Annotated in this window: 21 protein-coding genes; 12 read left to right on the top strand and 9 right to left on the bottom strand. The window is 64.1% G+C overall.

The genetic code is table 11. The annotated features are described in order from the left end of the window. Window positions 1-4 precede the first annotated feature (4 nt). Genes cobI through cobM form a run of 3 tightly spaced genes read left to right on the top strand, consistent with a single transcriptional unit; the run spans window position 5 to window position 3,332 of the window. On the top strand, window positions 5-754 hold the full coding sequence (cobI, locus tag ACQK2G_RS20825; RefSeq protein WP_425406957.1) for a precorrin-2 C(20)-methyltransferase: 750 nt from the start codon (window positions 5-7) through the stop codon (window positions 752-754). Continuing rightward, window positions 751-2,565 carry a precorrin-3B C(17)-methyltransferase gene (gene cobJ, locus ACQK2G_RS20820; RefSeq protein ID WP_425406956.1) on the top strand — a complete coding sequence of 605 codons (1,815 nt, stop codon included), beginning with the start codon at window positions 751-753 and terminating at the stop codon, window positions 2,563-2,565. The genes cobI and cobJ overlap by 4 nt, the downstream gene beginning before the upstream one ends. Continuing rightward, entirely contained in the window at window positions 2,562-3,332 is a 771-nt protein-coding gene (gene cobM, locus ACQK2G_RS20815) for a precorrin-4 C(11)-methyltransferase (RefSeq protein WP_425406955.1), read from the top strand. Before cobJ ends, cobM begins: the two co-directional genes overlap by 4 nt. A gap of 379 nt (window positions 3,333-3,711) precedes the next feature. On the opposite strand, the gene ACQK2G_RS20810 is transcribed toward cobM, so the two are convergent. The 7 genes from ACQK2G_RS20810 to cobA all read right to left on the bottom strand — a co-directional run bounded on the left by ACQK2G_RS20810 (window position 3,712) and on the right by cobA (window position 9,773). Next, on the bottom strand, window positions 3,712-3,876 hold the full coding sequence (locus tag ACQK2G_RS20810; protein ID WP_425406954.1) for a hypothetical protein: 165 nt from the start codon (window positions 3,874-3,876) through the stop codon (window positions 3,712-3,714). A 157-nt stretch (window positions 3,877-4,033) separates the two neighbouring features. Further along, window positions 4,034-5,257, bottom strand: a complete 1,224-nt coding sequence (locus ACQK2G_RS20805; RefSeq protein ID WP_425406953.1) for a multidrug effflux MFS transporter — start codon at window positions 5,255-5,257, stop codon at window positions 4,034-4,036. 16 nt (window positions 5,258-5,273) lie between these two features. Continuing rightward, the gene (locus tag ACQK2G_RS20800; RefSeq protein WP_425406952.1) at window positions 5,274-6,026 is read right to left on the bottom strand and encodes a M48 family metallopeptidase; all 753 of its coding nucleotides are present in this window, start codon (window positions 6,024-6,026) and stop codon (window positions 5,274-5,276) included. A 66-nt stretch (window positions 6,027-6,092) separates the two neighbouring features. Then, window positions 6,093-7,028 (bottom strand): dihydrodipicolinate synthase family protein, encoded by a 936-nt coding sequence (locus tag ACQK2G_RS20795; RefSeq protein ID WP_425406951.1) that lies wholly within the window; start codon window positions 7,026-7,028, stop codon window positions 6,093-6,095. Further along, window positions 7,025-7,579, bottom strand: a complete 555-nt coding sequence (locus ACQK2G_RS20790; protein WP_425406950.1) for a YcgN family cysteine cluster protein — start codon at window positions 7,577-7,579, stop codon at window positions 7,025-7,027. Before ACQK2G_RS20790 ends, ACQK2G_RS20795 begins: the two co-directional genes overlap by 4 nt. Then, on the bottom strand, window positions 7,576-8,919 hold the full coding sequence (locus ACQK2G_RS20785) for a cobyrinate a,c-diamide synthase (RefSeq protein ID WP_425406949.1): 1,344 nt from the start codon (window positions 8,917-8,919) through the stop codon (window positions 7,576-7,578). Before ACQK2G_RS20785 ends, ACQK2G_RS20790 begins: the two co-directional genes overlap by 4 nt. Before the next feature lie 11 nt (window positions 8,920-8,930). After that, window positions 8,931-9,773 (bottom strand): uroporphyrinogen-III C-methyltransferase, encoded by an 843-nt coding sequence (gene cobA / locus ACQK2G_RS20780; protein ID WP_425406948.1) that lies wholly within the window; start codon window positions 9,771-9,773, stop codon window positions 8,931-8,933. A 124-nt stretch (window positions 9,774-9,897) separates the two neighbouring features. On the opposite strand from cobA, the gene ACQK2G_RS20775 reads away from it, so the two are divergent. From ACQK2G_RS20775 to ACQK2G_RS20765, 3 genes are all read left to right on the top strand, one after another. After that, window positions 9,898-10,977: a cobalt-precorrin-5B (C(1))-methyltransferase gene (locus ACQK2G_RS20775; RefSeq protein WP_425406947.1), complete on the top strand. Its 1,080-nt coding sequence runs from the start codon at window positions 9,898-9,900 to the stop codon at window positions 10,975-10,977. Window positions 10,978-10,980: 3 nt separating this feature from the next. Continuing rightward, on the top strand, window positions 10,981-11,730 hold the full coding sequence (locus ACQK2G_RS20770) for a cobalt-precorrin-6A reductase (protein WP_425406946.1): 750 nt from the start codon (window positions 10,981-10,983) through the stop codon (window positions 11,728-11,730). 138 nt (window positions 11,731-11,868) lie between these two features. Beyond that, the gene (locus ACQK2G_RS20765) at window positions 11,869-12,441 is read left to right on the top strand and encodes an ankyrin repeat domain-containing protein (RefSeq protein WP_425406945.1); all 573 of its coding nucleotides are present in this window, start codon (window positions 11,869-11,871) and stop codon (window positions 12,439-12,441) included. A 59-nt stretch (window positions 12,442-12,500) separates the two neighbouring features. On the opposite strand, the gene ACQK2G_RS20760 is transcribed toward ACQK2G_RS20765, so the two are convergent. Continuing rightward, window positions 12,501-14,564 (bottom strand): transglycosylase domain-containing protein, encoded by a 2,064-nt coding sequence (locus ACQK2G_RS20760; protein WP_425406944.1) that lies wholly within the window; start codon window positions 14,562-14,564, stop codon window positions 12,501-12,503. A gap of 298 nt (window positions 14,565-14,862) precedes the next feature. Between ACQK2G_RS20760 and irrA the strand changes: the two genes are divergently transcribed. The 4 genes from irrA (at window position 14,863) to ACQK2G_RS20740 (ending at window position 18,023) form a co-directional block, all read left to right on the top strand. Beyond that, window positions 14,863-15,276 carry an iron response transcriptional regulator IrrA gene (gene irrA, locus ACQK2G_RS20755; RefSeq protein WP_425406943.1) on the top strand — a complete coding sequence of 138 codons (414 nt, stop codon included), beginning with the start codon at window positions 14,863-14,865 and terminating at the stop codon, window positions 15,274-15,276. A gap of 211 nt (window positions 15,277-15,487) precedes the next feature. Then, the gene (locus tag ACQK2G_RS20750) at window positions 15,488-15,907 is read left to right on the top strand and encodes a rubrerythrin family protein (RefSeq protein WP_425406942.1); all 420 of its coding nucleotides are present in this window, start codon (window positions 15,488-15,490) and stop codon (window positions 15,905-15,907) included. 134 nt (window positions 15,908-16,041) lie between these two features. Next, on the top strand, window positions 16,042-17,403 hold the full coding sequence (locus ACQK2G_RS20745; RefSeq protein ID WP_425406941.1) for a (Fe-S)-binding protein: 1,362 nt from the start codon (window positions 16,042-16,044) through the stop codon (window positions 17,401-17,403). A gap of 29 nt (window positions 17,404-17,432) precedes the next feature. Next, the gene (locus ACQK2G_RS20740; protein ID WP_425406940.1) at window positions 17,433-18,023 is read left to right on the top strand and encodes a DUF3501 family protein; all 591 of its coding nucleotides are present in this window, start codon (window positions 17,433-17,435) and stop codon (window positions 18,021-18,023) included. A 100-nt stretch (window positions 18,024-18,123) separates the two neighbouring features. On the opposite strand, the gene ACQK2G_RS20735 is transcribed toward ACQK2G_RS20740, so the two are convergent. Next, complete coding sequence (locus ACQK2G_RS20735) at window positions 18,124-18,618, bottom strand: SH3 domain-containing protein (protein WP_425406939.1); 495 nt, start codon at window positions 18,616-18,618, stop codon at window positions 18,124-18,126. 220 nt (window positions 18,619-18,838) lie between these two features. Here ACQK2G_RS20735 and ACQK2G_RS20730 point away from each other — a divergent pair, with 220 nt between their 5' ends. Together ACQK2G_RS20730 and ACQK2G_RS20725 are read left to right on the top strand one after the other, a co-directional pair. Next, window positions 18,839-19,822 (top strand): 2-hydroxyacid dehydrogenase, encoded by a 984-nt coding sequence (locus ACQK2G_RS20730; RefSeq protein ID WP_425406938.1) that lies wholly within the window; start codon window positions 18,839-18,841, stop codon window positions 19,820-19,822. 20 nt (window positions 19,823-19,842) lie between these two features. Then, on the top strand, window positions 19,843-20,481 hold the full coding sequence (locus ACQK2G_RS20725; protein WP_425406937.1) for a MarC family protein: 639 nt from the start codon (window positions 19,843-19,845) through the stop codon (window positions 20,479-20,481). Window positions 20,482-20,612: the final 131 nt, after the last annotated feature.

Raw genomic sequence — 20,612 nt, 5'->3', positions numbered from 1 at the left:
CGGCATGGCGGAAGGTACGCTCTATGGCGTCGGGGTCGGTCCGGGGGATCCGGACCTGATCACGGTCAAGGCGATGAAACTGCTGCAGCGGGTGCCGGTCGTTGCCTGGCCCGCGCCGCTGGAAGGCGAGTCGCTGGCCCGGCGGATCGCCGCACCGCATCTGCCGGCAGCCGCCATCGAAATCCCCATCCGCATGCCGATGGTGGAGGCGCGGTTCCCGGCCGAGCAGGTCTATGATGCCGCTGCCGATCAGATTGCCGAACATTTGAAGGCGGGCCGCGACGTGGCTGTGCTGTGCGAGGGCGACCCCTTCTTCTACGGCAGTTTCATGTATCTCTTCGCCCGGATGACGGAGGCCCACCGGGTCGAAGTAATCCCCGGTGTATCCAGCTTGATGGCCTCGGCCGCGATGACCGGCGCGCCGCTGGCTTCCCGCAACGACGTGCTGACGATTCTGCCGGCCCCGCTGCCGGAGGAGGACCTCGCCCGGCGGTTGAAAGCGGCCGATGCCGCGGCCTTCATCAAGGTTGGCCGTCATTTCGACAAGGTGCTACGGCTGCTGGAAGCCGAAGGCATGGCCGACAGCGCCCTCTACATCCAGCACGCGACGATGGAAAAGCAGATGATTCTTCCCTTGCGGGACGCCGCCGCCGGTGCGGTCCCCTATTTCTCGATGATCCTGGCGCATCGCCGTGGCGATGCCTGGCGCAAGCCGGAGGAGACGTCGGTCGCGGCGGGTCGGGCATTGTCATGACGGCCCTGATCGCCCTTACCGCCGAAGGCGCGAAGACCGCCCGCCGGCTGCAGCAAGCCCTGCCCGATTGCGTCCTCTATGGCCGTTCGGCCCGTGTTGCCGACGCAGACCGGGATTTCCACGATACCGGCGCGCTGATCCGCGACCTGTTTCAGCAAGGCACGCCGATCGTCGGCTTCTGCGCCGCGGGTATCCTCATCCGTTTCATCGCGCCGCTGTTGGCGGACAAGCATGCCGAGCCCGCGGTCGTCGCGGTCGCGGAAGACGGGTCCAGCGCGGTGCCGCTGCTGGGCGGCCATCATGGGGCCAATACCCTGTCGCAGCGGATCGCGGACGCACTCGGCGGCCATGCGGCGATCACCACGGCGGGCGATCTGCGCGCGGGCCCGGCGCTCGATGATCCGCCGGCGGGATGGGTCGTGGACAATCCTGACCGCGTGAAACCGGTAACCGCCGCCTTGTTGGCGGGTGATTCCGTCGGTTTGACGGTCGAAGCCGGCGATGTCGCTTGGCTCGACCCCGATCGCTTCGCGGATGAAGGCTCTGAAAACGTTCTGGTCACCGAGCGCGCGGACCGAAGCGGATCCGATTCGCTGGTCCTGCACCCGCCGGTCCTGGCAGTGGGCGTCGGCGCGGAACGCGGCGTACCTGCGGAAGAAGGGGCCGACGCCGTCCGGCGCGTCCTGACCGAGAACGGCCTCGCCGCGGCCTCGGTCGCCGCCATCGGGTCGATCGACATCAAGGCGGATGAACCCGCGGTCCTTGCCGCGGCGGATCATTTGGGGCTGGAGCCGCGCTTCATGACGGTTCAGGCGCTGGAGGCGGAAGCCCCGCGCCTCGCCAACCCGTCCGACATCGTCTTCAAGGAAACCGGCTGCCATGGCGTGGCCGAAGGCGCGGCGCTGGCGCTTGCCGGGCCGCAATCGGATTTGATCGTGCCCAAGGTCCGGCTCGGCCGGGTCACGGTCGCGATCGCCAAGGCCGAAAAAGCCGTTGAGGGCACGGCGGGCAGGACGGGCGGCCGGCTCTTCGTGTTGGGAATCGGTCCGGGACAGCTTTCCTGGCGCACGCCGGAGGCGGTCGCCGCCTTGCGGGCGTCGCAGGAGGTGGTTGGCTATGACCTTTATCTTGATCTCTGCGCCGACCTGATCGCGGGCAAGGAACAGCACCGGTCGCCGCTGGGCGATGAAACGGGCCGGGCCCTGAAGGCGCTGACCCTGGCGGCGGAAGGCAAGACGGTCGCGTTGGTCTGTTCCGGCGATCCCGGTATCTATGCGCTGGCCACCCTGGTCTACGAGCAGGTGGAAGCGGCGCAGGACCGGGCGATCCGCGGCGTTCGGGTTACCGTGGTGCCCGGCATTTCCGCCTTCCAGGCCGCGGCGGCCCGGCTCGGCGCGCCGATGGGCCATGATTTCTGTCTGATTTCACTGTCCGACCTGCTGACCCCGCGGGAGGTGATCCGGCAAAGACTGAGCGCCGCGGCGGTGGGCGATTTCGTCGTCGCGTTTTACAACCCGCAGAGTCTGCGCCGCCGCACCCTGTTGGGCGAAGCGCGGGAGGTGCTGCTGACCGCACGGCCCGGGACGACCCCGGTCGCCATCGCCCGCAACCTGGGCCGGCCCGGCGAATCGGTGACGGTCACGACCCTTGCTGAATTCGAGCCGGAAACGGTCGACATGCTGTCGCTGGTCGTGATCGGCAATTCGGAAAGCCGCCTACTCGATCTTCCGCACGGCAAGCGCATTTACACGCCGCGCGGTTACGCCCAGAAGAATGACACATCGAAAACGGCGGGAGGCATCCACCAATGACCGTTCATTTCATCGGCGCCGGGCCCGGCGCGCCCGACTTGATCACGGTCCGCGGCCTGAAGCTCATTCAATCCTGTCCGGTCTGTCTCTACGCCGGGTCCCTGGTGCCGGAAGCGGTGGTGGCGGAAGTGCCGGAAGGCGCGCGCGTCATCGATACCGCGCCGATGCATCTGGATGAGATCATCGCGGAAATCGCCGCGGCCCATGAGCAGGGCCATGACGTCGCCCGCGTCCATTCCGGCGACCCGTCGCTTTACGGCGCGATCGCTGAACAGATCCGGCGGCTCGAGGCGATGGGCATCGATTTCGATATCACGCCCGGCGTTTCGGCCTACGCGGCCGCGGCGGCCGAACTGAAGACCGAATTCACCCTGCCCGGCATCGCGCAGTCGGTGATCCTGACCCGCACCGCGGTCCGGGCCTCGGCCATGCCGGACGGCGAGGATCTGACGACATTGGGCAAAAGCGGCGCGACCCTGGCGATCCATCTGTCGGTCAACAATCTGGCCAAGGTGGTAAAGGAATTGACGCCGCTCTACGGCGCCGACTGTCCGGTCGTGGTCGCTTATCGCGTGACCTGGCCGGATCAGGAAATCATCCGCGGCACGCTTGCCGATATCCGGGACAAGGTGAAGAAATCGGGCATCACCCGCACTGCGCTGATCCTGGTCGGCCGGGTGCTGGACCAGTCGGACTTCGAGGACAGCCGCCTTTATGCCGCCGACCACAGCCATGTCCTGCGCGACGCGGCGCCGGTTACGAATTAGTTCTCCGTCCGTCTAGGCTGGGGAGCCTATCCGGACGGAGCGACCAGGGGAGGTCTGTTCTGGGGAACCGCCTCTTCGGGGAGGTCTGTCAGGGTTTTACGTCGGGATCGTCTGTTTGGATGGTGTTGCACCGCTGAGACGGCTTCTCCGTCTTTGGGTCCAGTGCCTCCCTTCTTAGGGGAGGGAACCGCGATCGATATCTGCGTCCGGCCGACCGGGCACCCCAGCCCATGGTATCGGCAAGACGCAACCAAGTGTCGTCGAGGTTTCGCAGGCGATCCCCCGTCCCCGCAGACGACCGTCCCCACCGTTTCCGGAAAGGCGGTCTCAGCGGTGCAACACCTTCCAAACAGATCCGCTTCTGAGTGGTTGATCGGTCCTAGAACAGGGTCGCCAGAATATCCGCGTATCCGAAAACAGCTTCAGAGCAGAATGCCAGAACCCCTGTGAAAACGCCCGCCAAGGCGCCAATGAGAAGATTTCGGACTGTACCGAGGACCCCCAGTTCCTGAGTGTCCATGACCTGCATACCCCTCGTTTGCATGACCAATCTCCTTCCTCTGTGATACCCAAGATAAGGGAGAGCGGTAAGGGGGTCTGTGACGTGCCGCACAGTCGGGCGAAATTAATTAAAATTTGTTAACTTTTTTCGCCGTCTTCAGATCCGAATGACGGCTTTGGCGGAAATCCGGTACCCGGGATCAGTGATGCAGCTCGTCCGGATCGGCTTCCACCGGCACCATGGTGAAAAAGATCAACCCCGCCGCCATGGCCACGGCCAGCAGGACCCAGCCCAGCGCATGGGCGCCGTCGCCGTGATACAGGCCGGCCGCCACGACACTGGAAACCGCGCCGCTGGCCATTTGGATGCAGCCCATGCTGGCGGATGCACTGCCGGCGATCCTGGGAAAAGGCTGCAGGGCGCCCGCGATTCCCTGCGGCAGGACCATGCCGAAACCGAAGAAATACAGCAGCATCGGCCCGAGCACGCGGACCAGCGACAATTCGTCGGCCAGGATGCCGACCAGGGCGGCGCCGGTCAGCGCGCAGGTAACCCCGCAGCCGATCAATTGGCGGCCTTTCATCCCCCGCATCCTGAGGCGTCCGCTCAGGAAATTGCCTGAAACATAAGCGGGAACCGTCACCAGGGCGATCAGGGCGAATTGCGACGGACGCAGGCCCAGTTCCGCGATGAACAGGAAGGCGGAACTGACGTGATAGGCGAATACGCCGGAAAAGATCAGCGCGCTGACCAGCACATAGCCCATGAAAGTCCGGTTGGTGACCAGCGAGAAATAGTTCCGCAAAACCGCGCGCGGCTTGGCCGCGTGCAGGTTGAGGTTCAGGTTGCTTTCGCCCAGGAAGATCAGCACCAGCATCAGGACGATGCCGCCGATGATCGCGACGACCATGAAGTTCGCCTGCCAACCGAAGGCTTCCTGCACCAGGCCGCCCATCATCGGCGCGACGGCGGGACCGACGGCGACCGCCGCCCCGATGATCGAAAAGGCGCGGACCATGGCCGGCCCCTCGAACAGGTCACGGACGATGGCGCGGCCCAGGATCGGCCCACAGCAGGCACCGAATCCCTGCAGCATCCGCATCGCCTGCAATTGCTCGATGCTCGCCGCGAAGGTGCAGAGCAGGCTGGCCGCCAGATAGATCAGCAGACCGGCGGTCAGGATCGGGCGCCGCCCGAACCGGTCGGACAGGGGCCCGTAAATCAATTGCGCCAGGGCGAAGCCGATCAGATAGGTCGTCATCGTCGCCTGGACCGCCCCGATCGGCGCCTGCAGGCTTTCCGCGATCGAGGGCATGGAGGGCACATAGAAGGAAATCGTCATCGGACCCAAGGTGACGAGGGTCGTCAGCAGGGCGAGCAGCCATTTGCCGGTCAAATGTCGGGAGGATGTCTTGGCGCTCACGGGCGGTCCCATTCCCCTACCCGATCCGGTGCAGGGCGGCGCCGTTTTCGCGCAGCCAGACCCGCGCCCGACGGGATCCCGGGGCCAGTTCCTCCGTCAGCGCCCAGAAGGCCGGGGAATGGTTCATATGGCGCAGATGCGCGACCTCATGCGCCACAACATAGGTCAGGATGTCCGGCTTGGCGCAGATCAGCCGCCAGTTGAAGGACAGGTTGCCGTTCGCGGCGCAGCTGCCCCATCGGCTGACCTGGTCGCGGACGGTGATCCGCCCCGCCTTCAATCCGGCGCGCTCGGCCAAAATACCGACCTGCTCGCCGATTTCTCGCCGGGCCTCCGACTTCAGATGGTCGCGGACCCGGCGCTGGATGTGCGGAAGGTCGCCGCCGACCAAGAGCAACTGCCCTTCGACCCGGCATTTGCCGCGATGGGACGGGTCGTGAAAAATCGTTACGGTCCCGTCACGGAGCGGAAGGTCGACCCCGTGGCGGAAGGGAATGCGCGGCGGTAAGGCCCGGAATGTCTCGATCAGCCAATCCCGGTGCTCTTCGACGAAAGCCCGCATCCGGCGTATGCCGATGGTCTTGGGAACGGTCAGCACCGCCCGATCATTGTGCGAATCCAGCCGCAACGTCATCCGCCGGGCCTTGGGATTCCGCCTGATCTCGACCGGGATGACGCAGTCTCCGTCCCGCACCGCCAAATCTTGATCGGGCGGCGGTGTTCGGGCCCGACCAGAATGCAGGCCGGCAAGGGATTGGAAGAGGTTCATGCACCCGACTTAGCCGGATTCAGCCACCGAAGGCGAGTGCATTCCTCGTCAAATTTCCTTGGACCGTCAGGCGGCTTTCGAGACCGGCATGGAAAGCGAAAACCCTTCCGCCTTCAGGGCCGAGATCAGGGCGGCCCGCTTTTCCGCCGGCAGTGTAACCAGCGGCGGAGAAACCCGGTTCCATTCCTCGTCCCCGCCAAATTCGGCAAGAACAGCCTTCACCGCGGCGATGATCGGATAGCCTTCCATGATGCCGCGCACGGCGGAGACCTTTTCGTTCAGGGCGTCCGCTTCCGGCTTGTCCCATACGTCGATCAGGGCGCGGATGGCGCGGACATTGATATTGGCGCTGGCGCTGATGCAGCCGGCCCCGCCTATCTTCAGCGCGTCCACCGCGCGCGACTCGGAACTGGGGAAAGTGTGCAGGCTGGGGAAGTTCTTGATCACGGCTTCCGTGTTCGACCAGTCGCCCGAACTGTCCTTCAGGCCCCCGACGGTCTCGGGATAGGCTTTCACCAGACGCTCGATCACGCCCATCGGAATGCCGACACCCGCCATTTGCGGGAAATGATACAGATAAAGTTGAAGGCGCTTGTCGCCGACCCGCTCGATCAGTTCCGCGAAGCTCGCGTACAACCCGTCGTCGCTCGGGTTCTTGTAGTAGAAGGGCGGCAGGACCAAGACACCGCCGCAGCCGAGTTCGACCGCGTGTTTCGTCATGGCGACGCTGTCGGCCAGGGCGCACATGCCTGTTCCCGGCAGAAGCTTGGCGGCCGGGACGCCGCTCTCGACCAGACCCTCGGTCAGGCGCATCCGGTCGGCCATGCCGACGGAATTGGCTTCACTGGTCGTGCCGAAGATGGCCAGCCCATCCGCGCCTTCGTCCAGCAGCCAGGAACAGAATGCGTTGAAACGGCCGGCATCCGGCGACAGGTCGGCGGCGAACGGCGTGGAGGCCGGGACGAGGACGCCGCGAAAACGGGCGGGAGAAGTATCGGTCATCGTTGTTTCCTCTTCTGATCCGGTTTGCGCGCGCGGCGGGGTTTGTCCGCTCCGCTGGCGCTTTTCCGGCGTGCTTCCTTCTGGCGCCATTCCAAGGTCGCCCGGTTCGCATTCAGCCATCCGGTGACATGGTCTTCAAGATCGCCGACGGATAATTCCGACACCGCCTTGCCGCGGACCGAGATACCGGCCCGGTGAACGCTGTCGGGATCGCCGCTGACCAGCGGGTGCCATTCGGCCAGGTCCTTGCCCTCCGCCAACAGGCGATAGGCGCAGCTTTCCGGCATCCAGTGCAGGCTGGCCACATTGGCGGCTGACAGGGCGACACAGTCCGGAACGTTCACGGCCCGGTTCGAATAATCCGTGCAGCGGCATTTCTCTATGTCCAGGAAGGCACAGGCGACATCAGTGATCGCGATCGCCCCCGTATCGCTGTCCTCCAGCTTGTGCAGGCAGCATTGGCCGCAGCCGTCGCACAGGCTTTCCCACTCCGTGCCGCTCATCTCGGCAAGGGTCTTGGTTTTCCAGAATGGCTGTGCGCGGTCCGTCATGGCGCCCGGTCTATCAGGTGCAGGAAGGACCCGGCAACCGATCCCCGCACAAGGCCCGCGGTGCCAAGGTCTTCGCCGCGTGCGTCGGTGGCCGCGAAAAGCGCCTCCCCCGGCCCTTCGGCGGTCACGGTCGAATAGTGGAATTCATGCGCGGCGAAACGCATGCCCATCGGCCCCAGCGGCGATGCCGTCAAGGTCTCGGCACGGCGATAGCCAAGATGCCGCTTCCGGGCGGCGAAGGAGGTCGTGACCGGCAGCAGCCCGGCCATGGCGTGGCCCTGCCCCTCCGCATCGATCAGTGTGTCGCCCAGCACCATATACCCGCCGCATTCGCCGAATATCGGTTTTCCTGCCGCCGCGAAGGCCCGCAAGGCGGTCAGGAAAGTGTTGTTTCCGGCGAGCCGGCCCGCATGCAATTCCGGATATCCGCCCGGCAGATAGACCGCGTCCGCCCGGCCGGGCGGCGCCTGGTCTTCCAGCGGCGAGAAAAAGGAAACATCGGCGCCTTGGGCGCGCCAGGCCGCCGGAACGGCGTCGTAGCAAAAGGCGAAGGCCCGATCCCTCGCCACGGCGATATGCTGGCCCAGAACCGGCAAACCGGGGGCCCCCGGGCCGCTCGTACCTTCCCCGGCCGGCTTGGCGAGCGCGCGAAGGGCGGTGAGATCCAGATGGGCCTCGACCAGATCGGCCGCACGGTCCAACAAGGCATCCAGATCGTCGTGCTCACCCGCCTGAACCAGGCCGAGATGGCGGGACGGTACCGAAACAAGCGCGTCGCGCGGAATCGCGCCGAGGATTTTCGGCGGTGTATCGAGGGTCGCGGCGGCTTCCGCGATCATGCGCGCATGGCGATCGCTGCCGGTCCGGTTCAGGATCACGGCGGCTATGGTCACATCGCCTCGAAAGCGGCGAAAACCCTCGATGATCGCGGCGGCGGACGTGGACTGGCCCATCACATCCATCACCAGCACGACCGGCCAGTTCAGCGCGGCGGCCAGATCCGCGGTCGATCCGGTGCCGTCGGCGGCCCCGTCGAACAGGCCCATGACCCCCTCGGCGATGATGATTTCGGCGCCGTTGCCGGCTGTCCGCGCCAGGGCGCGGAGCCTGTCCGGCTGCATCGCCCAGGGGTCCAGGTTGTAACAAGGCTTGCCGGTGGCGGCGCGATGGAAGGCGGGGTCGATATAGTCGGGGCCGGTCTTGATGCCGCGCGCGTCGACGCCTTGCCGTGTCAGGGCGCGCAGCAGGCCCAAGGTGATCAGGGTCTTGCCCGATCCGCTGGACGGCGCGGCGATGACCAGACCGCCCGGCGACAGACTGTTTGCTGAAACGTTCGGCACGATGGGACGGGCTAGACGGCTTCCCGGTCGGCCCGGTTGCCGAGCGGGTCGGCCTCCAGCCGTTTGCCGGTCAGCGCGCCCAGCCAATCCAATGCCGGGCGCAGGCGCACCACGTCGCCGATGACGACAATGGCGGGCGGTTCCAGCGTTTTCGCGACGTCCGGTGCTTGCGACAGGGTCGTCACGGCGACGGTCTGATGTTCCGTCGCCGCGCTGCAGACCAAAGCCGTCGGTTCGTCGGGCGACCGGCCGCCCTCGATCAGGCGCCGGGTGATTTCACCCATATGCTTCAGCGCCATGTAGAGGATCAGCACCGGCGATCCCTGCGCCAGGGCCGGCCAGTTGATGCCGTCCGGCACCTCGCCGGTGACGCCGTGCCCGGTCACGAAGGTGACGGCGGAATTGGTGTCGCGATGGGTCGCGGGGATGCCCGCATAGGCCAGGCCGCCGATTCCCGCGGTCACGCCGGGCACGACGCGGAAGGGGATGCCGGCATCGACCAGATCCAGCGCTTCCTCGCCGCCGCGACCGAAGACGAAGGGGTCGCCGCCCTTCAGGCGCACGACCTTGCGGCCTTCGCGCGCCAGATCCACCAGCCGGTTCGAGATCGCCCGCTGTTTCGGCGACGGTTTGCCGCCGCGTTTGCCGGCATGGATCATTTCCGCCGACGGCGCTGCCAGCGCCAGAATCCGGTCGTCGACCAGGGCGTCGTAAACCACGGTGTCGGCTTGGGCGAGGCCGTTCAGGGCATGCACGGTCAGCAGGCCGGGATCGCCCGGACCGGCGCCGATGAGCCAGACCCAACCTGCTTCGAGGATTGGCAGAGAATCAGGAAGACGTAACGAACTTGTCATGGCGGCGACCATAGACGGCGCGCCCGGTCTCGCCTAGCCCGAAAGCGACCCGCTTCGCACGCTTGGCGGCGCGGTGCGCGTCTCTATAAGGTGCGATAGCGATTCTGATCACGATGGGGCTGTGGTGACCCGAAAACCCGATGGGCCGTTGCGGAAAGGCTGGACCACCGGCGCCTGCGCGGCGGCGGCGGCCAAGGCTGCCTTGGAAGGGCTGTTGACCGGCGCCGTTCCGGGCCGGGTGGGGATCCGTCTGCCGAAGGGACAATTGCCGGAATTCGAGACGGTCGAGCGGTCTCTGTCCCCCGATGCTGCCGAATGCGGCGTGATCAAGGATGCGGGCGACGACCCGGACGTGACCCATGGCGCCACGATCCTGGCCCGGGTGGAACGCGGCGCGCCGGGGTCCGGCATCACCTTCCGCGCCGGGCCCGGCGTCGGCACGGTGACCAAGCCCGGTTTGCCGCTGCCGCCGGGGGAGCCGGCCATCAACCCGATGCCCCGGCGGATCATCGGCGACAATCTGGCGGATCTTGCCGACAGATTCGATGCGGCGCTCGATCTGGTGGTCACGATTTCGGTTCCGGGCGGGGAGGAAATCGCCAAGAAGACCTGGAACCCCCGCCTCGGCATCCTGGGCGGCATTTCCATCCTTGGCACCACCGGTGTGGTCGTGCCGTTTTCATGCAGCGCCTGGATCCACTCGATCCATCGCGGTATCGACGTCGCCCGGGCGACGGGATTAATCCATGTGGCGGGCGCGACAGGGAATGCGTCGGAGGCAGCGGTGCAACGGAAGTTCGACCTGTCCGATCAGGCATTGATCGACATGGGCGATTTCGCCGGCGGCATGCTGAAATACTTGAAATCCCATCCGGTGCAGCGCGTCACCATCGCGGGCGGCTTCGCCAAGCTGGTGAAGCTGGGCCAGGGAAAGCTCGACCTGCATTCCTCGCGCAGTCAGGTGGATTTCAGCGACCTGGCCGGTTTGGTTGCCGCGGCGGGCGGCAGCGGGAAACTGGTCGCCGCGGCCCGAAAGGCGAACACGGCAGCCGAGGTCCTGGCTCTGGCGCAGGGTTTGCCGTTAGCGGATCTGGTGGCTAAGCGCGCCCGGTCGGTCGCCCTGGCGACGTTGGGCGGGGGTGAGGTGGATGTTCTGGTGGTCGACCGTAACGGCGAAGAGCTCGCCTTCACGGGGCGCGACTAGACGATGCGCAAACTCCTGATCCTCGGCGGCACGGGCGAGGCCGTCGCCCTGGCCAAGGCAGTCAAAGCGGAATTCGGCGATGGGCTGACCGCGGTGACCTCGCTCGCCGGGCGGACCAAGGCGCCGACCTTACCGTTGGGCGAGATGCGGGTCGGCGGTTTCGGCGGGCCGGAGGGCCTGACCCGGTATCTGCGCGCGGAGAAGATTTCAGCGGTCATCGATGCGACCCATCCTTTCGCGGCGCGCATGACGGCGAACGCGGTCGCGGCCTGTGATGCGGCCGCGGTGCCGCGCTTGCGGCTCGACCGGCCGGCCTGGACGCCGGGGCCCGGCGACGACTGGCATGCGGTGCCCGACCTCGCCGCCGCCGCGGGTATGTTGCCCGGTCTGGGGGCGCGCGCCTTTCTGACCATAGGGTCGACGGAACTGGCGCCCTTCAAGGGCCTCTCCGACGTTTTGCTCTGGGCGCGCATGATCGAACCGCCCGCGCCCGACGCCTTGCCTGAGAACTGCACCGTCATCGAGGGCCGTGGGCCGTTTTCGCTGGACGACGAATTGGATCTGATGCGTGAACTTGGCATCGATATCCTTGTGACCAAGAACAGCGGCGGGCCCGCGGCGGCGGCGAAGCTGGCGGCGGCGCGCCGGTTGGGCATACCTGTCGTGATGGTCGAGAGGCCGCCGGCCCCACCGGGAGACAGCGTCCCGGATGTAGAACGGGCCGTCGAATGGTTGCGGCCTTTCGTCCGCTGACCCATATCGAGGGCGTATCCATGCAGATACCGGGTTGAATGCCGGTCGATTCCCTGCTGAATCTCGAGGCGGGAGATGACCGTGCCTGGGTGCCGGAGCGATCGCGCCACAGGTGAAGGACAAGGGGAGGGACCCTGAATGCATTTCGCGATTTTTAAACGTATCCTGGCAATCGTTGCACTCTGTGGCGTATTGGTGCCCGGCGGAGCCAACGCGCAAACGATCCTCGGGCTCGATGCGCCGGTGCTGCGGGCGGTCAAGGATGGCGATTACGTCGCCTTGCGCAGCGAATTGGTGAAGGGCGCGAATCCGAACCTGGCCGATAATGACGGGCTGACCCTGATGATGCATGCGGCCCGGGACGAATACACCGACATGATGGAATTGCTGGTCCAGAACAACGCCAATCTCGCGGCGACCGACCGGGACGGTAATACGGCGCTGCATTGGGCGGTCATCCAGGGCCGATACGGCTCGGTCGAGACCCTGATTTCACTGGGCGCCAATGTGAATCTGCAGAACCGGCGCGGAGAAACGCCGCTTCTGGTCGCCGTTCGCGAAGGGGACCGGGATATCGTCGAATTGATTCTGAGCGCCAGTCCGGATTTCGACATCCGCGATTATTCAGGCCGCAGCGTCATGGATTTCGCCCGAAATGGCCGTGATCGCAGGATCGCCCAGATGCTGGAGGATGCCGGGGCCGCGCAATAGCGTCGCGGAAGGCTCCGGCAACCCCGGGATATCCAACCGGTACGGGTCGGGCGCGGCGTTCAACGCCGACCGCTGTTTTCCTGAATGGTTTCGATGCGTTGCGACGGTTCCGGGGCAGTGCCGCCGTCCGACGATGACGTGCCGCCGAAATTAAAGAAGCCGCCGAAGAGTTTCTGTTCCGGAAAGGGCATCGGCGAATCGGGCAGGTGCGCAGTCGCCGCGGTCATGAAGGCGCCCCACATCCGCGCCGGCAACCCGCCGCCGGTGATCCTCTTGCTCGGTGATCCGTCATCGTTGCCGATCCACACCCCGACGACCAGATCCGGCGTATAGCCCACGAACCATCCATCGCGGTAATCCTGCGACGTGCCCGACTTGCCGCCGGCCGTGCGGCCGATCCTGGCGTTCCTGCCGGTGCCGTATTCGATCACCGACGCCAACAGCGAATGCATGGTTCGGGCAACCCCCGTCTCAAGCACTTTGGCGGTTTCCTGCCTCTGCCGGACATAGAGGGTCTCGCCGCCGCGTTCCTCGATTCTGCTGATGCCATAGGGCAGCACCGCATTGCCGCCATTCGGCAAGGTTGCGTACGCGCCGGTCAGTTCGATCAGCGTTACGCCATGCACCCCGAGCGATAGCGACCGGTCGGGGGAGAGGTCGGCGGTGATGCCAAGGCGATGGGCGAGGTCGATGATCTTGGCGCGCCCGGCCCTTTCCCCGACGGCGACCGAGACCCTGTTGAGGGATTTGGCGAAACCGTCGCGCAGGGTGACCGGGTCGTCGGGCGTCTTGCTGAAATCCCGCGGTGTCCAGTCGCCGATCGTGCCGGCCCTGGGATCGATCATCGTGTCCGGGGTCAGGCCGGCCTCCAAGGCGGCCAGATAGGCGAAGAACTTGAAGGTCGATCCGGGCTGGCGATAGGCGTGAACCGCCCGGTTGAACTGGGTCTTCTGCCAATCGGTTCCGCCGACCATGGCGACGACGGCACCGTCTGGCCGCATTGCGATCAGGGCGGTTTGCGAAGCGCCGGCCTCAAGAATGGCGGGCAGGTGATCGGCGATGGTCTTTTCGGCCAGATGCTGCAGGTCCGGCTCCAGCGTCGTGGTGATGATCAGGTCGCGATTCGCACCGCCCGCGATATCGGCGGCCCGGCCGACGGCCCAATCGGCGAAGTACCGGCCGTAACGCCCGCGGGTATCCGCGCGCACGACCGGCACGGTCGGCCGTTTCGCGGCATCCGCCTCGGCCTGGGTCAGCATGCCGCTATCGGCCATGGCGTTGAGCACGATGGCGGCGCGTTCCGCGGCCTGTTCCGGATCGGCGACCGGATTGTACCGGCTGGGGGCCTTGGGCAGCCCGGCCAGGACCGCGGCCTGGAACAGCGTGACGTCGCCGGCGGGCTTGCCGAAGAAAGTCCGCGCGGCGGCATCGACCCCATAGGCGCCCGCGCCCAGATAGACACGGTTGAGGTAGATTTCCAGGATCTGATCCTTGCTCAGATTGGATTCCAACCAGAAGGCCAGCAGCACTTCCTGTATCTTTCGCCGCAAGGTTCGGTCCGGCGACAGGAACAGGTTCTTGGCCAATTGCTGGGTCAGCGTGCTGCCGCCCTGGCGCACGCCGCCGGCCAGCAGATTGGTCCAGGCCGCGCGCGCAAGGCCGACGACGTCGATGCCGGGATGGTCGCGGAAACGGCGGTCCTCGATGGCGATCAGCGCGTTCGGCAGATAGGGCGGCAGATCGGCCAGGGTGACGTGATCGCCGTGGATCTTGCCGGTCCGGGCGACCAGGCCGCCCTCGGCGTCGATCACGGCGAATCCCGCCTCGCGCAGTGTGGCTTTTTCGATATCCGTGACATCCGGCAGCGTCCAGCCGTAATAGGCCAGTACGGCCGTCAGGGCGACGACGCCCCAGATACTCAGGCTGATCAGGGCCTTTGTGATGCGCCAGACCAGGGATCCGCGTCGGCGGGGGCTTTCCGCCGCGTCCGCTCTTGTCCGGGCGGCGCCGTTTTTCCGACCGGTATCACGCGCGGAGCCGCGCCCCACGCGTGATTTGGCGGGTTTCTTCGATGCGCCGGATTTTTTACCTGCGCGGGTTTTTGTCTTGCCGGTTTGAGCCATGGGCTAGGTGTATCAGAATCGCCCGAACGAACAGCGCCGAATTTCGCCACGCACGAGGTCGAGACGGGGAATGCGGGGATACCAAACTAAATGCACATTTGAAATATTAAAAACTAAACGCTATTTTACTGGTGCAAAGCTATAAACGTGCCTATTCGTGAACGGCGGTTCAGATCCATTTCCGGATCATGGCCTTGGATTTCAAGGTCGCCGATAAAGCGTGATAGGATTCGGTCGATAAGGATGGCGGCAACCGTTTACGGCGGCCTCGGTCCCGAAAGTCATTGAAAGGTGTGTCATGGATAGGCCTTACGGAAAAGTCCTCGATAAACTGCGAAACGCCGGGCTGCGCCCGACGCGCCAGCGCTTGGCCTTGGCGCGGTTGCTGTTCGATGCGGGCGACCAGCACGTCACCGCCGAACATCTTTATGCATTGTCGAAATCCGCGGATGCAAAAGTGTCACTTGCGACGGTCTACAATACACTGCATCAGTTCAAGGAAGCAGGCCTTCTGAGAGAGGTTGTGGTCGAGCCGGGCCGGTCCTATTTCGACACCAACATCGACAACCACCACCATTTCTACGACGCGGATAATGGTGAGTTGATCGATATCCCGGCCAGTCACGTAACAGTGTCGAGCCTGCCTTCTCCGCCGAACGGTAAGAAGGTGGACCGGGTTGATGTCGTGGTCCGTCTGTCGGATAGCGACTGATAATTTCCGACTAAAAAATTGATCTAGATCAAAATTCTTAGAAACATTCTTGGAATGTTTCTAAATTATTTGACTCATGGAATCCTCGGGCCCATATTGTAGGCCACCAATGATCCCGGGCCAGACTGACAGCCCGGGGTTGGTGCTTGTCCGGATTGGCGGGCGTACGGTCCGCCTCCGGAGCAACCGGGAGAAAATCAAGGAGGGTTCCATGTCGCTCCAAGGCAGTAAAACCGAAAACAATCTCAAAGAAGCGTTCTCCGGCGAAAGCCAGGCGAACCGCCGTTACCTCTATTTCGCTCAGAAGGCCGATATCGAAGGCTACAACGACGTTGCTACGGTCTTCCGTTCCACCGCGGAAGGTGAAACCGGCCATGCGCACGGTCACCTCGAGTTTCTCGAAGAAGTCGGTGATCCGGCGACCGGTGAGCCGATCGGTGGCACCTCCGACAACCTGAAAGCGGCCATCGCCGGCGAAACCCATGAATATACGGATATGTATCCGGGCATGGCGCGCACGGCGCGGGAAGAAGGCTTCGACGAAATCGCCGATTGGTTCGAAACGCTTGCGAAAGCGGAAAAGAGCCATGCCGGCCGTTTCCAGAAAGCCCTGGATTCCCTGGAAGGCTAATACATTCAGCAGGTGGCCGGCGGCGCGGGACGGTGCCGCCGGACATCTTCCGTTCAGTGACCGTTCGCACCCACGCGACGGGGCGGCGGACGGGCACGGTCTCTAATAACGATTAAAGATATGAGGCGTGCGCTATGACTGAAGGCAGCCGGGAAGGCAGTCTGGATGCCCCGACACGGCATCCCATCGATTGGAACAACCCCGATTTCTATGACGAAGCGAAGCTGGATGATGAGCTTCGACGGATTTTCGACATCTGCCACGGATGTCGGCGCTGCTTCAATTTGTGCGACAGTTTCCCGCGCCTCTTCGATTTGATCGACGATTCGGAAAGCGGTGAACTCGACACCGTGGATTCCAAGGATTTCAAGCCGGTCGTGGATGCCTGCACGCTCTGCGACATGTGCTTCATGACGAAATGCCCGTACGTGCCGCCGCACGAATTCAACCTGGACTTCCCCCACCTGATGCTGCGTTACCGCGCCGTGGAACGGAAGAAGGGGTTGATCGGCAAGGGCATGGATGCGCAGCTCAACGAAACCGATCGCAACGGCAAGCTGGGCTCAAGCCTGTCCGGCATCGCCAATTGGGCGACCGACCGGCATAACGGATTGACCCGCGGATTGATGGAAAGCATCGGTGGCGTCCACAAGGATGCCGCCCTGCCGAAATTTGCCGGCAAGACCTTCGAAAAGCGTGCCGAGACGGAAGCGCCCGCGGTCAATACCGCCGCGCCGGCGCTTGGCCGGAAGGCGGTGATCTACGCAACCTGCTACGGCAATTACAACAACCCGGAAATCGGCACCGCCGCATTGGCGATCCTGGCCCATAACGGTGTCGAGGTAGAGGTCGTTTATCCGGAATGCTGCGGCATGCCGCAGTTGGAACAGGGCGATCTCGCCCGCGTCGAGACCAAGGCGAAGAACGTCGCCAAGACGCTGAAGCCCTATATCGAAAAAGGCTATCACGTGATCTCCCTGGTGCCGAGCTGCACGCTGATGCTGAAATTCGAGTGGCCGTTGATCTCGCCCGGCGATGCGGACGTAGAACTGCTCAGCGGGTCGACTTTCGATATCAGCGAATACATCGTCGATATCGCCAAAAAGGAAGGTCTGGCCGATGGGTTGAAGCCGCTCGACGGCGACGTCTCGGTCCATATCGCCTGCCATGCGCGGGCGCAGAATATGGGGCAGAAGGCAGCCGAACTGATGAAATTGGTGCCCGATACGAAGCTGCATGTGGTGGAGCGCTGTTCCGGCCACGGCGGTGCCTGGGGCGTCAAGAAGGAGTTCTTCGAGGTGGGCATGAAGGTCGGCAAACCGGTCTTCCGGCAGGCGTTGAACAAGGGCCAGGCGAAATACGTCGCCAGCGAATGCCCGCTGGCCGGCCTGCATATCGCCCAAGGTATGGAGGCGACTGGCAGCGACAAGCCGCTTCCGGAAACGGTGCCGCATCCCGTCGTGCTGTTCGCCCGCGCCTATGGACTGAATTTTTAAAGGATGCGTGAGGTTTGGAGATGATAGCGATGCCGATCAAGACGGAAATTACCGCTGCCGACATTATGCCGATTGATGAGTATACGAAGGTCCGGAAGCAGCGCCGGACCGCGATGATGCCGATCAAGAAGGCGCGCCGGATGGATATCGGCCCGGTCGCGACGGCCTATTTCGAGAACTATGAAACCATGCTCCATCAGGTGCATGAGATGCTCTATATCGAAAAGGGCGGTGACGAACAGCTGGCCGACGAACTGGCGGCCTACAACCCGCTGATCCCGAAGGGCCGCGAACTGGTCGCGACGGTGATGTTCGAAATCGACGATCCGATCCGCCGCGCCAATTTCCTTGGCCGGCTGGGCGGCGTGGAAGAAACCATGTTCCTGAAATTCGCCGAGTTCGAAGTGAAGGGCCAGCCGGAAGAGGATGTCGACCGGACCAACGCCGCCGGCAAGGCGAGCAGTGTCCAGTTCATTCATTTCCCGATGACCGACGATCAGGCCGACGCGTTCAAGACCGAAGGCGTACAGGTCATCATCGGTTTCACCCACCCGGAATACGCCCATATGACGATCATGCCGGAAACGACCCGCGCGGCGCTCGCCGGGGATCTGGCCTAGGCCTCATCCGGATAGTTTGGAAAAGGCCGGCCGGGTTCGCCCCCGCTGGCCTTTCTCTTTTTGCGCGTGGGTGGGTCGGACGTGCCTCACCCAACGAAGATCAGTTGATCACTTCGCTGTCGTACAGGCCCCAGACATGCTCGCGGGCGACCCAACCTTCGTAGCCGTTGGTTTTGACCTCGCACCAGGCCGCGTCGCATTTCTCGACCACCGCGACCATGCCGCCGGCCAGCCGCGCAGTAACGGGGGCGTCGTCGTCCGGTTCCCGCCGCATGATGATCTCATCCGCCGCGACGACGATGCCGCGCCGGCTGGACAACATGGCGCGATGGATCCACCCCTCGGTGCCTTCCACGTCCCGAACTTTCCGCCAGGTGTCGTGTTCGGCGATCACCTCCAGCGGCATGTAGCGCCGCTGATAGACCCATTCCACCGGATACCGGACGCCGGGTCCGCTCCGCATGTTGACCTCGTCGGCGTTCAGGGTGACGAACCGGGGGATCGGTTGTCCGCTGGAGGCCGATTGCGCTTGGACCGGTGCCGTTGCCGCGACGCCAGCCACGACGAGACAAGACAAAAGCAGTTTTGCTTTCATGTTCCTCGATCCACTGATTTTTGTGACGTCATGGAATCGGATACCCTGCGTCGCCTTGGCGCGGCAAGGGCCTAGCGCCAAAACTGTCGCAAGTCTTTGCGAAAGCCTGAAAGTCTTGCCGAAAGACGGTGCAAAATTGCGTGTCGCGCGGTATGACAGAACCGAATCGCGCCGGGGTGAGACCCCGTTTTAACGAAAATGCATAAAGTGTGAGTGCGGGATGAGCCAGAGACCACGCGTCATCGTGACCCGAAAATTGCCCGACATCATCGAAACGCGGATGATGGAACTGTTCGACTGCCGGCTGAATCTGGACGATGAAGCCTTGAGCCGCGAGGAACTGATTGCCGCGGCCCAGGAAGCCGATGTCCTCGTGCCGACGGTGACGGACCGCATCGACCGCGAAGTGATCGATGCCGCCGGCGACAAATTGAAGCTGATCGCCTCTTTCGGCACGGGGGTCGACCATATCGATTTCCAGGCGTGCAAGCGCCGGAACATCATCGTCACGAATACGCCGGATGTCCTTACCGAGGACACGGCCGACATGACCATGGCCCTGATCCTGGCCGTGCCGCGGCGCCTGACCGAAGGCGAGCAGTTGGTGCGGTCGGGCGAATGGAAGGGCTGGAGCCCGACCGGGATGCTGGGCCATCGCATTTGGGGCAAGCGCCTCGGCATCGTCGGAATGGGCCGGATCGGCCAGGCGGTGGCGCGGCGCGCCCGCGGGTTCGGCCTGTCGATCCATTATCACAACCGCAACCGGGTCCACGACCAGGTGGAGGAGGAGTTGGAGGCGACCTATTGGTCCAGCCTGGACCAGATGATCGCCCATATGGACATCATCTCCATCAACTGCCCGCATACGCCGGCGACCTTCCACCTGCTGAACCGCCGCCGTCTGCAGCTGATGAAACCGCATGCCTATGTGGTCAATACCAGCCGCGGCGAGGTGATCGACGAAGCCGCGCTGATCGAGGCGCTGACCCAGGAACAGATCGCGGGCTGCGGGCTGGACGTCTATGAACACGAACCGGCGGTGAACCCGAAATTGCTGAAGCTACGCAACGCCGTGCTGCTGCCGCATATGGGGTCGGCGACGATCGAGGGTCGTATCGCCATGGGGGAAAAGGTCATCATCAACATCCGGACCTTCGCCGACGGGCATAACCCGCGCGACCGGGTCATCGATACGATGTTCTGACCGCAATCACGGGACAAGTCTTGGATCCACTCGCCTTCATCGCCTTCACTACCTTCTTCGCGACGATCGGCCCCGTCGATGTCGCGGCGATGTATGCCGGGCTGACGGCGGGGCACACGCCCGCCCATGCGCGGGCGATGGCGGTACGGGGGGTCGCGATCGGTTCCGCGCTGTTGCTGCTGTTCGCCTTTGGCGGCAACGCGGTGCTGGCGCAATTGGGGATCGGCTTGCCGGCCCTGCGCACGGCAGGCGGCATCCTGTTGCTGCTGGTGTCGATCAACATGGTCTTCGGCAAGCAGAGCGGCGGCACCTCCACGACCGAGGACGAAACCGAGGAAGCGCGCCACAAGGCCGACCTCTCGGTCTTTCCCCTGGCGACGCCGTTGATCGCGGGGCCCGCCGCGATGGGGGCCGCTGTGCTGCTGATGGCCGATGCGGGTGAGGATTGGGCCCGCAAAGGCATCGTGATCGGCGCCCTTTGCGCCAATCTCGGGCTTACCTTCGTATTCCTGATGGTGGCGTCCTGGATCCAGAAGATCCTGGGTGTCACGGGCCTGAATGTCATTTCCCGCGTCGTCGGCGTCCTGCTGGCGGCCCTGGCCGTGCAATTCATGTTCGACGGCATCGCATCCAGCCGTTTGATGATTCCCGGCACGTGATCCAAGTTTAAAATAATAGTGAATAAGTAATATATTAGTGAAAACGTTGCGACTAGCGCTTGCGGAACGTCGCAACGAGTGCGATCAAGGGTCCACAGGGTAAGGCGCTGAAGCGCCAATTTTGGAACGAA

Source organism: Hwanghaeella sp., from assembly GCF_965227365.1.
GTDB lineage: Bacteria > Pseudomonadota > Alphaproteobacteria > UBA8366 > Aestuariispiraceae > Hwanghaeella.
This window is presented reverse-complemented; position numbering and strand designations above follow the sequence as displayed.